General features: G+C 64.6%; 14 protein-coding genes and 1 tRNA gene. 6 read left to right on the top strand and 9 right to left on the bottom strand.

The genetic code is table 11. The features are described 5' to 3' along the window. Positions 1 to 3 precede the first annotated feature (3 nt). The 3 genes from ACO06O_RS18110 to ACO06O_RS18100 are packed head-to-tail and all read left to right on the top strand — an operon-like array spanning position 4 to position 3,919. Positions 4 to 291 carry a sarcosine oxidase subunit delta gene (locus ACO06O_RS18110; RefSeq protein ID WP_421882998.1) on the top strand — a complete coding sequence of 96 codons (288 nt, stop codon included), beginning with the start codon at positions 4 to 6 and terminating at the stop codon, positions 289 to 291. Then, the gene (locus ACO06O_RS18105) at positions 292 to 3,306 is read left to right on the top strand and encodes a sarcosine oxidase subunit alpha family protein (protein WP_421882995.1); all 3,015 of its coding nucleotides are present in this window, start codon (positions 292 to 294) and stop codon (positions 3,304 to 3,306) included. After that, on the top strand, positions 3,299 to 3,919 hold the full coding sequence (locus ACO06O_RS18100; RefSeq protein WP_421882992.1) for a sarcosine oxidase subunit gamma: 621 nt from the start codon (positions 3,299 to 3,301) through the stop codon (positions 3,917 to 3,919). Before ACO06O_RS18105 ends, ACO06O_RS18100 begins: the two co-directional genes overlap by 8 nt. A 17-nt stretch (positions 3,920 to 3,936) precedes the next feature. Here the strand turns inward: ACO06O_RS18100 and ACO06O_RS18095 are convergent, their stop codons facing one another. Then, positions 3,937 to 4,404 carry a RidA family protein gene (locus tag ACO06O_RS18095; RefSeq protein ID WP_421882989.1) on the bottom strand — a complete coding sequence of 156 codons (468 nt, stop codon included), beginning with the start codon at positions 4,402 to 4,404 and terminating at the stop codon, positions 3,937 to 3,939. Between the two features lie 190 nt (positions 4,405 to 4,594). Between ACO06O_RS18095 and ACO06O_RS18090 the strand changes: the two genes are divergently transcribed. Further along, on the top strand, positions 4,595 to 5,473 hold the full coding sequence (locus ACO06O_RS18090; RefSeq protein WP_421882986.1) for an N-formylglutamate amidohydrolase: 879 nt from the start codon (positions 4,595 to 4,597) through the stop codon (positions 5,471 to 5,473). 4 nt (positions 5,474 to 5,477) lie between these two features. On the opposite strand, the gene ACO06O_RS18085 is transcribed toward ACO06O_RS18090, so the two are convergent. The 5 genes from ACO06O_RS18085 to ACO06O_RS18065 all read right to left on the bottom strand — a co-directional run bounded on the left by ACO06O_RS18085 (position 5,478) and on the right by ACO06O_RS18065 (position 8,408). Further along, entirely contained in the window at positions 5,478 to 6,884 is a 1,407-nt protein-coding gene (locus ACO06O_RS18085) for a sensor histidine kinase (protein WP_421882983.1), read from the bottom strand. A 3-nt stretch (positions 6,885 to 6,887) separates the two neighbouring features. Continuing rightward, the gene (locus ACO06O_RS18080; protein WP_421882980.1) at positions 6,888 to 7,403 is read right to left on the bottom strand and encodes a hypothetical protein; all 516 of its coding nucleotides are present in this window, start codon (positions 7,401 to 7,403) and stop codon (positions 6,888 to 6,890) included. Between the two features lie 169 nt (positions 7,404 to 7,572). Further along, positions 7,573 to 7,911 (bottom strand): HNH endonuclease, encoded by a 339-nt coding sequence (locus ACO06O_RS18075; RefSeq protein ID WP_421882977.1) that lies wholly within the window; start codon positions 7,909 to 7,911, stop codon positions 7,573 to 7,575. Positions 7,912 to 7,943: 32 nt separating this feature from the next. Further along, positions 7,944 to 8,029 (bottom strand) — tRNA-Leu (locus ACO06O_RS18070). An 85-nt stretch (positions 8,030 to 8,114) separates the two neighbouring features. Further along, complete coding sequence (locus tag ACO06O_RS18065; protein ID WP_421882974.1) at positions 8,115 to 8,408, bottom strand: hypothetical protein; 294 nt, start codon at positions 8,406 to 8,408, stop codon at positions 8,115 to 8,117. A gap of 155 nt (positions 8,409 to 8,563) precedes the next feature. Here ACO06O_RS18065 and ACO06O_RS18060 point away from each other — a divergent pair, with 155 nt between their 5' ends. Further along, positions 8,564 to 8,725 carry a hypothetical protein gene (locus ACO06O_RS18060; protein WP_421882971.1) on the top strand — a complete coding sequence of 54 codons (162 nt, stop codon included), beginning with the start codon at positions 8,564 to 8,566 and terminating at the stop codon, positions 8,723 to 8,725. Between the two features lie 24 nt (positions 8,726 to 8,749). Here the strand turns inward: ACO06O_RS18060 and ACO06O_RS18055 are convergent, their stop codons facing one another. The 3 genes from ACO06O_RS18055 to ACO06O_RS18045 form a co-directional block, all read right to left on the bottom strand. Next, entirely contained in the window at positions 8,750 to 9,328 is a 579-nt protein-coding gene (locus tag ACO06O_RS18055) for a PAS domain-containing protein (protein ID WP_421882968.1), read from the bottom strand. A gap of 106 nt (positions 9,329 to 9,434) precedes the next feature. After that, a complete protein-coding gene (locus tag ACO06O_RS18050) occupies positions 9,435 to 10,217 on the bottom strand; it encodes a competence/damage-inducible protein A (RefSeq protein WP_421882965.1) in 783 nt (260 codons plus the stop codon). A 6-nt stretch (positions 10,218 to 10,223) separates the two neighbouring features. Continuing rightward, a complete protein-coding gene (locus ACO06O_RS18045) occupies positions 10,224 to 12,164 on the bottom strand; it encodes a prolyl oligopeptidase family serine peptidase (protein ID WP_421882961.1) in 1,941 nt (646 codons plus the stop codon). 153 nt (positions 12,165 to 12,317) lie between these two features. Between ACO06O_RS18045 and ykgO the strand changes: the two genes are divergently transcribed. Further along, a complete protein-coding gene (gene ykgO / locus ACO06O_RS18040; protein WP_420418959.1) occupies positions 12,318 to 12,443 on the top strand; it encodes a type B 50S ribosomal protein L36 in 126 nt (41 codons plus the stop codon). The last annotated feature ends 95 nt before the right edge of the window (positions 12,444 to 12,538 follow it).

Here is a 12,538-nt window from a genome sequence, read left to right as displayed (position 1 = left end):
CGGATGTTCCGCTTCACCTGCCCCCATTGCGGCGAACGCGACGTCGTCGAATTCAGCTATGGCGGGGACGCCAGTGTCGTCGTGCCGGATCTGGCCGCCGGCGAAGATGCCTGGTTCGACGCCGTCTATCAGCGCGACAATCCGCGCGGACCGCATGTCGAGTATTGGCACCATGTCGCCGGCTGCCGGCAATGGATCCGCGTCGAACGCGACACGCTGACCCATGAAATCCTGGCCTGCGGCCCGGCCACCGGCCGGACGCGGCCCGAAACAGGCGGAGAGGGCGCGTAAATGAGCGGCAATCAACCGAACCGCATCCCCGATTTCGGCCGGATCGGCCGCGACGAGCCGCTGCGCTTCACCTTCGATGGCAAGGCCTATACGGGCTATAAGGGCGACACCCTGGCGTCGGCCCTGCTGGCCAATGGCGTCAAACTGGTCGGCCGCAGCTTCAAGTATCACCGGCCTCGCGGCGTCTTTTCCGCCGGGGTGGAGGAACCGAACGCCCTCGTTGCCCTGCGTGAAGGCCCGCGGCGGGAACCGAACACACGGGCGACGGTCGCCGAACTGTTCGACGGGCTGGTCGCCGAAAGCCAGAACCGGTCGCCCAATCTGAAATACGACATTCAATCGCTGAACCAGGCGATCGCGCGGTTCATCCCGGCAGGCTTCTACTACAAGACCTTCATGGGTCCCTTCGCCAATACGCGGCTGTGGATGTTCTTCGAAAAGATCATCCGCAAGTCGGCGGGCATGGGGACGGCATCGGGCGAGGCGGATCCCGACCGCTATGACCGGATGCACGCCCATTGCGACGTTCTGGTGATCGGCGGCGGCGCGGCGGGGCTCAGCGCTGCACTGGCGGCGGGAGAGGCCGGCGCGCGCGTGATCCTGGTCGACGAAACGCCGCGGCTCGGCGGGCGGCTGAATCAGGATGTCTACAAGATCGGCGATCTGTCCGGCGGCGAATGGGTCGAACAGACGGTCGCCAAGCTGACCGCGCTGCCGACCGTCAAGCTGCTGACCCGCACCACGGCCTTCGGCTATTACGACGGCAATCTGATCGGCGCGGTGGAGCGGGTTTCCGACCATCTTCCCGAAACGCCGGTCCATCTGCCGCGTCAGCGCTGGTGGCGGTTCCGCGCGAAACAGGTGATCCTGGCCACCGGCGCGACCGAACAGCCGCTGGTCTTCGGCAATAACGACCGGCCTGGCATCATGCTGGCCGGGGCGGTGCGCGCCTATATCAACGAATACGGCGTGCTGCCGGGCCGGCGGGCGGTGATCTTCACCAATAATGACGACGCCTATCGAACGGCGCTGGATGTGATAAATGCCGGTGGGGCGGCGGTCGCCGTCGTCGACGCCCGCAAGAACCCCCGGTCGACCCTGATCGACCATACGCGCGGCAAGGGCGTGACGGTCCTGACTGGCCATGCGGTGGTCAACACCCATGGTCATTTCGAACTGCAGGCGGTCGACGTCGCGCCGATCGATGGCGACGGTGCGGCGCGTCGGTTGGACTGCGATCTGCTGGCGATTTCCGGCGGGTGGCAGCCGAATGTGCACCTGTCCAGCCAGACCGGGGCGAAACCGGTCTGGAACGACAAGATGAATTGCTTCCTGCCCGGAACGCCGAAACGGCCGGAAGCCTCGGCCGGGGCGGCGGCGGGCCGGTTCACGCTGGCCGCCGTTCTGTCGGACGGTCATGCGCGCGGGACACAAGCGGCCGCCCTGACCGGCCATTCCCTGGACCGCGAGGTCAGACTGCCGCGCGTCGACGCCGAAACGCCCGCCCCGCCGGAAGCCCTGTGGGAAGCGCCGGACCCGGCGACGGGCCATCCGAAGAAATTCGTCGACCATCAGGACGATGTCAGCGCCGACGACGTCCGCCTGGCCCATCGGGAAGGCTATGTGTCGGTGGAGCATCTGAAGCGCTACACCACGCTGGGCATGGGGACCGACCAGGGCAAGACGTCGAATATCACCGGTCTGGCCATCATGGCGAAGCTGCGCGGCCAGCCGATTCCGGCGGTCGGCACGACGACCTTCCGCCCGCCCTATACCCCGATCGCCATCGGTGCGATGGGCGGGACGGAGCGCGGTCAGCACTACAAGCCGCGCCGCCGCTCGCCGATGCATGACTGGCATCAGGAACGCGGCTGCGAGTGGATTCCGGCGGGCCTGTGGGACCGGCCGCGGCACTATCCGCTGACCCCGAACGAGACCTTGCGCCAGGCCTATGTGCGCGAGACCAAGCAGACCCGCCAATCCGTCGGCATCTGCGACGTCACCACGCTGGGCAAGATCGATATTCAGGGCCCGGACGCGGCGGAATTCCTGAACCGGGTCTATACCAACGGTTTCGCCAAACTGCCGGTCGGCAAGGCGCGCTATGGCCTGATGCTGCGCGAAGACGGGCAGGTCTATGACGACGGCACGACTTCGCGGCTGGGCGAGAACCATTATGTCATGACGACGACCACGGCGAATGCCGTGACCGTCATGGCCAAGCTGGAATTTTATCTTCAGGCGGTCTGGCCCGACCTTCGGGTCAAGGTCGTCAGTGTGACGGAGCAATATGCCGCCATCGCGCTGGCCGGTCCGAACAGCCGCAAGGTGATGCAGAAGATCGTCGATATCGACCTGTCGGACGACGCCTTTCCCTTCATGGCCTGCGGACCCTGCCATGCGGTCACGGACACCATTCGCGCACGCTTGTTCCGGATCAGTTTTTCCGGGGAACTGGCCTATGAAATCAACGTGCCCAGCGATTATGGCCGTTTCGTCTGGGATGCGCTGACGGACGCGGGCGCGGAATTCGGCATCGTGCCCTACGGCCTGGAGGCCCTGGGCAATATGCGGATCGAAAAGGGGCATGTGGCGGGCGCCGAACTGGACGGCCGTACCACGGCGGACGATCTGGGGCTGGGCAAGATGCTGTCGGGCCAGAAGCCCTTCGTCGGCAAGACCCTGGCACAGCGCCCGGGCCTGACGGCGCCGACCCGCAAGAAGCTGGTCGGCCTAGTGCCGGTTGACGGCAAAACGGCGCTGCCGAACGGGTCGCAGATCATCGAACTCGCCGACCGCGACAAGCCTCGCCCGGTCAAGATGATCGGCAATGTCAGTTCGAACGGGTTCAGCCCGGAATTGAACACGCCGATCGCATTGGGCCTGTTGGAAGGCGGCCTGGCGCGCGAGGGCGATACCGTGCTGGTCGCCTATCCTTTGAAGAACCTCTACATCCCGGCGACTGTGCGGAACCCGCATTTCGTCGATCCGGAAGGGAAGCGCCTCCATGGCTGACGAACACCAAGCGCCCGCCGAGCCGCAACGCCGATCCGCCCTGCAGGGGCATTATCTGACCGGCGACTTCGGATGGCTCGTCGATGGCGTCCCGGGCATCGAACTGTCCGAACGCCGCGACCTGGCCATCGTCCATATCGACGCCTGGTTCGACAAGCATGGCGAGGTCCACCATGCGCTGCGCGACGATTTCGATCTGACACCGCCGGAAAAGCTGCGCGCGGTCGAGCTGGGTCAGCGCGCGATCCTGTCGGTCGGGCCGAACCGCTGGCTGGTGGTCGAAAAGGAAAGCCGCGATCTCTTTGCCGCCGTACGCAAGTCGATCCCCGAGGACTGGGCGGCGGTTACCGATCAGGGGCATTCCCGCGTCTGCTGGCGTCTGGAAGGGCCGGCGCTGCGCCAGGTCCTGTCGAAAGGATCGACCCTGGATTTCGACACTTTCGGCGATGGCGATTGCGTCGGGACGATCCTGGGCCATTTCACGGTGACGATCCACGGACGCGGGCCGTCGGGCGCGGATATCTATTGCGCCCGGTCTTTCGCGCCGGACCTGCATCATTGGCTGGTCGAAGCCAGTCTGGAATACGGCCTGCGGGTCACCGACCCGGTTTAGAACCCGAACGCCGCGGCTCAGGCGACCTCGATCACCGCATCGATTTCGACCGCGACATTGCGCGGCAGCGATCCGGCGCCCATGGCGAACCGGGCATGGGCTCCCTTGTCGCCGAAGATATCGCCGATCAGGTTCGACGCGCCGTTGATGACTTCGGGGTGCTGGGTGAAATCCGGCGGGCAATTGACGAAGCCGCCCAGTTTCACGATCCGCACGACACGGTCCAAATCTCCGCCCAGGGCATCCTTGGCCTGGGCGACGATATTCAGGGCGCAGACCCGCGCGGCCTCCTGGGCCTCCTCGATGGAGATTTCGACCCCGACCTTGCCGATATGGCGCAATTCGCCGTTCCACAGCGGAATCTGACCGGCGACGAAGAGCTGATTGCCGGTCCGGACGTAGCCGACATAGGCACCGGCCGCCTTCGGGGCCTGCGGCAGTTCCAAACCCAGTTCCTTCAAGCGCGCGTCGATTGTGCCGGCCATATCGGTATCCCCATAGTTCGGTTGGTTGTCTTTGGCGCGGACTATAGACAGCGCCCGGTTGCCCTGTCCATGGCGCGGCGCGGCGGATTCGGGCGCTGCGGCGACAAGGTGCTTTGAATTTGGGCGCTGCGTTGCTATCTCCATCGGGCAGGATTGTTACAGACAGGCTTCCAAGGACATCCCGACAGGCATGCGATATGAGGTTCCAGGCGTACTCGACCTGACGCTTCCGGACACGGATGGCGTGCCGCTGATTCTGGATTCGCCGCATTCCGGCAGGGACTATCCGGATGATTTTCAGCCGCTGGTCGGACGTCACGATCTGCGTCGGGTGGAAGATGCCTTCGTCGACAGCCTGTTCGAACGGGCGCCGGATTTTGGCGCGACGCTGCTGAACGCGCGCTTCCCGCGGACCTATATCGACGCCAACCGTGCCGCGACCGATCTCGACCCGGCGATGCTGCTGAGCCCCTGGCCCGAACCGATCCGCCCGTCGGAAAAATCGCGCCTGGGACACGGTCTTGTGTGGAAAACCTATCCGCCGGACCGGCCGCTCTATCCGGGTAAGCTGGCGGTCGACGCCGTGCGCCGACGGATCAACGAATACTGGCTGCCCTATCACGAGACGCTGGAGACCGAGATCCGTCGTCTGCACATCGCCCATGGCCAGGTCTGGCACCTGAACTGCCATTCCATGCCGTCGACCAGCAGCCCCTATATCCCGGGCCGGGCTGGCGTGCGGGCCGATTTCGTGCTGGGCGACCGGGACGGCACGACCTGCGGGCGCGATTTCACGGCTTTCGTGCGCGATACGCTGGAAGCAATGGGGTATTCGGTACGCCTGAACGATCCTTATCGCGGGGCCGAGCTGGTGCGCGCCTATGCCGCCCCGTCGGAGGGCCGGCACAGCCTGCAGATCGAAATCAACCGCGCGCTCTATCTCGACGAACAGGCGATCGAGCCGGGACGGGGTTTCGAGACCTTGCAGAAAACGCTGACGGAGCTGATCCGCGCCATGGCGGCCTATACCCGGGATCGCACCGATCCGGTCGCCGAAGCGGCCGAATAACCGGCTAACCCGCCGCCTGTTCCGCAGCGATCCGGGGCATGGCCTGGGGCAGGAATACCTGAACCTTCGTTCCCCGGTCCGGCGCACTCTCGATCTTGACCTTGCCGCCCTGAAGTTCCGCGAAGGATTTCACCAAGGACAGGCCCAGACCGGTTCCTCCCAGATTCTGTTGGCCGTTCTTGTCCGACCGAAAGAAGGGTCGGACGACCTCGTCGATTTCGTCCTCGGGGATGCCGGGCCCGGTATCCGCGACGGACAGGATCGCGCTGTCGCCGTCGACGCGGATGCCCACCAGGATATCCCCACCCGGCGGCGTGAACTTCAGGCTGTTCGATACCAGGTTGATACAGGTCTGTTTCAGCAGCCGCCGATCGGAGGTGATGTCGGTCCGTGCGTCGGGCAGGCTGGTGCGGATGTGAATGCGCTTCCGCCGCGCCTCTTCCGTGAACATCAAAAGGCATTCTTCAACCATCCGTGCGGCCTCGAAGCGCTCGCGGTTGATCGCCAGGGCATTGGCCTCGATCCGTGCGATGTCCAATATGTCTTCGATGATCGACAGAAGATGCCGGCCGCTGGCGGTGATGCTCTGGGCGCAATCCTTGTATTTGGGCGACCCGACCGGTCCGTAAAGCTCTTCGCTGGTGATCTCGGAGAAGCCGATGATCGCGTTCAGCGGCGTGCGCAGCTCATGGCTCATGTTGCTCAAAAAGCGGGATTTGGCCTCGCTTGCCGCTTCCGCCGCGGCGCGGGCACGGCGTTCGCCATCCGCGCGGCGTTCGCTGCGCCGGACCTCGAACAGCAACAGCAGCACGACCGATCCGCCCATCAGAAAGATCGCGACGGTCGAATAGAGGTGGAAGGTATCGATTTCCAGCAACTCGTTCAGCAGCTCCGATCGTTTGTCGCCGATGGCAATCGTGCGCGTAATGTCGTGCAGGGCCGGACGGAACGGGATCAGGGCGTCGGCGATCCGGTTTCTCGCGGCCAGGTCGCCCGGCTGCAGAGTCTGAACGTCTGGTTCTATCCGGCGCACGGCTTCGAACAGCGCCTGAACCGTCTCGAACGCGCCCGGCACGCTGCGCGCGGTAGACGCTTCCGGGCCGGTGAGGAAGATCGGGAACCGGCTCCATAACAGATCGTATTTCATGAGAACATGGCCGTGGGACACGCCGTGGCCCATCACATACCCATCCAGATCGACCAGGAATCCCAGCATCTCGCGCTGCATCTCGCTGGCGATCCAATGATTGGTCCGGGTCAGATAGGCATAGGCCTTCCGTTCCGTCTCGGTGCTGTATTGCTGGATCGCGATCAGGATCAGCAACATGATCCCCACACCGACGGAGACGCCGATTCGCAATCGCCAGTCTTCAAATGCGCCGAAAAGCCGGCCCCCCACCCCGCGCCGCATGGCTTACTGCAGCTCCATCGTTCGAAGCTGCCAGACGGATTTGTCGTTGTTCGGATTCGGCGTCAGGGCATCCTGATCTTCATTCGGATAGATGATCCAGAGCGGCCCCTTGTCGCGCACGCTCATTGGGGCGCCGTTCTGGCGGATCGCCACAATGGGTCCGAATTTCGCGGCGTCCGAGACCGGGATTTCGATGGCATAGCCGTTCAGCGCCGACGCCTTGATCCGCGAGCCCTCGGCCGCGACCGCCAACAACAGGTCGGTCAGCGACGGTCCGGTGAAAATTTGGTGTCCTTCCGTCCAATCGGTGAAGGTCCGCATGTCGGTTTGCGGCAGGTCCTCCAGCATCGCCATGTCGAACTCCGCCCCGCCCGGCATGTTGGTTCGACCGATCTGGCCGGTGATCGAAAGGACCACCGGGCCGGTCGGCGACGGCAGAGTCGTCTGCGCCCAGGATGGCCCCCCGGCAATCGCCATCAATACGGCAAGCGCAACTGCCGCAAAAACTCTCGGATGCATTTGTCGCAAGTCCTCTTGTGAGGGTAACCAGATCGCGCAAGGGTCGATGATACTGCAATTACCGGGGGACGCCAGATCGGGAATGACCAGGACCGACGAAAAGCCGCGCGCCGTCGGCCGTCCCGATGCAACCTGGCCGATTTGTCCCTACCGGTTCAGCCTGGCCGGTTCAGCCCGGCCGGTTTCTGGGTGGGCGGTGCCGGCCGGTCTTTTCGGGCGGCTGTTTGCGCACCCATTTCACGAAGCGCCGGATTTCTTCCTGCCGCAGCAATACCTCGGGGGAATTGAGATGCGCCGCCAGCGTCTGTTCGTCGTAAAGACTGTGCAGCTTCTTGTGGCAGATCCGGTGCAGCCAGCTCCATTCCCGGCCCTTATGCTTGCGCGGCACCCAATGATGCCGGTCCACCGCCGTGCCTTTCGGCATCGGCCGCCCGCAGATCGGACAGGGTCCGAGGTCTTCGGCCGGCGGCGGGCCGTCTTCAGGTTCAGGGAGGTCGGGATGGGTCACGGCGCCTCCATCGGGACAGTCAGCCCCGGCTTTGGTGCGGGCGGCCGGGCTCGAACCGGCACGATCCAGGATCGAGGGATTTTAAGTCCCTTGCGTCTACCAATTCCGCCACGCCCGCATGCGCGATGGTGCCGGGGGAAACTACCCCGCGGCGGCGCTGCGGCGCAAGATGGGAGGCGGCCGGAAGATAATCCGGCGCGCTGTCACGCTTCCGGGACGCTGAAGAACAGTTCTATCCGTTCCACGACCTCCGTGAGGGTCGGGACCCCCAGATTCTCCATCAGGTCGGGCAGGGCCACCCAGGCGGCGATCGTCAGGACGAGGATGACGCCAAGACCGATGGCCAATGCTTTCAGACTCAGCCCGTCGCCGCGATCCTTGTGCAGAAATCGGCCCTCTGTCCCGTTCGCCGTGACGCTGTCGCGCAGCAGCAAAGGAACGGTCCCGCCCAGCGTATCGCCGCGGTCCAGTTTGATCTTGCGTCGTTTCGGTCTCATTCAGTCGCCAGCCGGTGCCAGGATATCGGGGGAGGGGCCGGGAAACGGGCCCACACCGCCTCTGTCGCATGAAATTGCGGCGACTTCGTGACGGTGCGGGGTCGATATGGGACTATTGTCCAATACCTTATGCCAATATTGGCACAGGAGGGGCGATGGAACGCGACATGCTCTATTTCGGCCTGATCGCGGGCGGGGCGGTGCTGCTCTGGCTCGCCTTCCGGCGCGGCTTGCCCAGCCGGGGCCGCATGTCGCTGATCGCCTGCGGGGTTGCCGTGGGCCTGGCGTATCTGCTGCTGTTCAATTTGATCGGGTGATGGGCGGGACCGGCGGCGGACGAGTCAGCTGCCGCGTACCAGGCGCATGCGCGGATGGACCTGGTCGGATCGCAAACCTTCCACGACACGCAGGAATTCCTGCAGATCGTTCTGGGTTTCGCTGTCCACCGCCATCAGCTTGTTGATCGTCTCGCCATCGTCCGAAAGCGGCAGCAACAGACGGGCGTAGGAGCGGGAGCGCTGGTCGGTCTGCAGAATGATCACGTCGGCCCGGGGCGCCCGCTGGCGGCAAGCGTCCAGGTAATGCGCGTGGATCAGCTCGCCATAGGCTGCCGGCGTCAGGTCGCGCGGCCGCAGCGCCGTCAATTCCTTGCCGTGGACGTTGCAGATTCCGGTTCCGCTGAGCCGGTACTGGAAATCGATCCCGTCCGGGCCGTCGATCACGTCGGCCAACAGGATGCGCGGCAGGATGTCCGGCATTTCCAACGGGTCGATATCGCGGCGGCGCGGGGCGATGCGATCGCCGCGTTTGGTGTCCCAATAGGAATGCGCCCAGGCTAGGTCCGGATAGAGATCCAGACTTTCCCGTACCGCTAGGTTTGCCGAGGTAATCGACTGAACCGCTTCTTTCTGACTGGCCATGTGCCGGTCTCTTTCACCTACACACTAAGGTCACCTTTGATCGCAAGTCCAATATGGCACGCGGATGTTAAAAATTCGTAACTGAATCGACACAATCCCTGCGACGTCAGGGCGCGGCTGTTTCTCCCGGCAGGGGGGCTGACAGGCGTTCCGGCGTCCCGCCCAGCGACCGGATCAAGGCTTCAACGTCCAGTGCCGCCTGTTCCAGACGTTCCGCATCCTGACCGCGCGCGACGACCGATAACTGGAAGGCGGTCTTGGTCCAGGCCGGGTAGGAGCCGAAATCGATGTCCGGATAAGTCCTGGCCAGATCACCCAATCCGGCCGCGACCATGCCTTCGGGCAGGTTGCTGCGGATCGTGACGGACAGCATCGGCCGCCCGCCCTTCAAGGTCGGCAGGATTCCATCCAGCATGGCCTGCATGATCTTAGGCACGCCCGCCATGACATGGACATTGCCGATCCGGAAGCCCGGTGCGGCCGAGACCGGATTGTCGATCAGTGTCGCGCCGACGGGAATGCGCGCCATGCGCAGCCGCGCCTCGTTCAGGTCCAGATCGGAATTGGCGTAATGCCGTTCCAGCCGGCGCAGGGCCTCGTCGTTGATCGGCAGGTCGACACCGAAGGCCTGGGCCACGCAATCGGCGGTAATATCGTCATGGGTCGGTCCGATCCCGCCGGTGGTGAAGACATAGTCGAAGGCGGCGCTGATTTCCGTCACCGTGCGGATGATGGTCTCGGGAATATCCGGGATCACCCGTACCTCCATCAGCCGGACGCCGACGCTGTTCAGGCGTTCCGCGATATGCGGGATGTTCTTGTCATGGGTCCGCCCGGACAGGATCTCGTTGCCGATGATGATCAGGGCCGCGCCGACGGTATCCGCCATAATGCCTTACGCCTTCTCCAGATTGTCGATTGTCAGGACCGGCAGGTCGCCGGCCGGGGTGAAGCCGAAGATCTGCCCGTAAAAGGACAGTTCCGCATGCAGGGCCGCCTTGATCGCGTCGGCCGTGCGGAAACCGTGACCCTCACCCTCGAACAACAGATAGGCCACCGGCACACCGTTTCCACGCAAGGTTTCGACCATCGCTTCGGCCTGGTTCGGCGGGACCACCTTGTCTTCGGATCCCTGCAGGAACAGGACCGGGCAATCGATCCCTTCCGGATGTTTCAGGGCGGAGCGCGCGTGATAAACCGCCTTCGCCTCGGGCCAGGGGCCGATCAGGCTGTCCAGATAGCGGCTTTCGAATTTATGCGTATCCTGGGCCAGGGTCTCCAGGTCGCCGATGCCATAGGACGACCGCCCGGCCTTGAACACCGACCGGAATGCCAGCGCGCTCAAGGTCGTGTAGCCGCCGGCGCTGCCGCCGACGATGATCAGGCGCTCCGGATCGACATCGCCCCGCTTGGCCAGGAACCGCGCGGCGTTGCAGCAATCGTCGACATCGACCACGCCCCAATTGCCCTTCAGGCGATCGCGATAGGCACGGCCATAGCCGGTACTGCCGCCGTAATTGACATCGGCGACCGCAAAGCCGCGCGTCGTCCAGAACTGGATTTTCGCGGCGTAGCCGTTGTCGGCCTGGCCGGTCGGGCCGCCATGGCCCATGACGATCAGCGGAGGCTTCTCGCCGTCTGGCACCCGAAAGTCGGGATTGGCAGGGGCGTAGAAATAGGCATGCGCCGTCAGCCCACCTTCGGTCGGGAAGGCGATGGCTTCGGGAATGGACACACTGCCCGCCGGGGGCGGATCGTTGCTGCTGAGCCGCAGAACCCGTTCCGGCTCCGCCGCGCCGAAGGTCAGTTCGACGATCCCGCCAGGCCCGTCCGGGCGCGCGGCGGAAAAAACGATGCGGCGACCGGCGGCGGTCAGGCCGTCGAAGCGCGACCAGGGCAGGTCGATCGGCGTCGCCTTGCCGCTTTCCAGATCGAACAGGGCCAGACGCCAATCCCCGTCCAGTGCGAAGGTCACGACGGTGGTGCGGGCATCCAGGATCGCGTAGGTCCGCATACCGAACTGCCAATGAGGCAGGCCGAATTCGGCGGCGGCGCGATAATGCGCGGGCGGATCCCCATCGCGGTACAGGTTCCAATAGCCGCTTTGGTCCGACACGTAATACAGCGTGCCGTCCGGCCCGTATTCCGGCTGGAAGACGCTGATTTCGTCGGAGCCTGCGACGTTGCGCGGAACGCCGAGCACCCGGCCGTCGCCGTCCAGACGTGCCTCGCGGCAAACCGTACCGTCCCACGGCATGTTCGGGTGATACCATTCGATCCAGGCCAGTTTCGACCCGTTCGGCGACAGCTTCGGGGCCGCGTAGAAATCGGCCCCTTCCGCCAGGGACGTGACCTTGCCGTCGAAAGCCACGGCAACCAGCAGGTTTTCCGATTCCTGTCCGTTCCGGGCTCGCTCGGCGACGGCGATCAGGCGTTTGCGCGGTGCGTCGACGATGAAATCGGCGAATTCCAGCCGTCCGTCGCCCGCGATCGCCCGCGGGGCATCCTGCCCCGTCGCGGCATAGATCATTCGGTCCGCCGCGTTCAGATACCAGGCGGTCCCGCCGGCGGCGACATAGGCGCGGCCGCCATATTCGTGGACACGGCTGCGCACATTATGGTCTTTGGCGGACAGGTCGGCGGCGCCGTCCTGTTCGGTCCAACGCACCAGGGTCGTCCGGCCCTTGTTCCACGGGCGCAACTCCGTCCAGTAAACCGCGTCCCCGTCGATCCAGGGCAGGCCCAGACCGACCGTGGCACCGGTGATCGCATCCGCGCTCAGCGGGGACGCCCAGGACCCGCAGGGCGCGGGCGTTTTCCGAATATCGTCAGGCATGGATTTCCTTCGTCGCGGAGATTGTGCGGCGGGGCAGAGGGTAACGGTCAAAACCCGTTTGACAAGCAGGGGGCCGATCCATATGTTCCGCCGGTCTTTCGCCAGGGGCGGCTGAAATCGTGCCCTGTGGAACCGAAATAACGGAGAAGCGCCATGCGCATCGCAAGCTCGCTGAAGACGCTGAAGAAGCGTGAAAAGGATTGCCGTATCATCCGCCGTCGCGGCCGGGTCTACGTCATCAACAAGAAGAACCCGCGCTTCAAGGCGAAACAGGCCTGAGGTTGCGCCCGCCGCGTCTCTGCGGCGGTGCTTCGCGTGTTCCGAACCGCGCCCCGACCCGGGCGCGGTTTTCGCTTGTCCGCTTGCCGGGACCG

The sequence above is a fragment of the Pacificispira sp. genome, from assembly GCF_965228185.1.
Lineage (GTDB): Bacteria > Pseudomonadota > Alphaproteobacteria > UBA8366 > Aestuariispiraceae > Pacificispira.
Note: the sequence above shows the minus strand (reverse complement) of the source record. Positions and strands in the feature narration are given on the sequence as shown.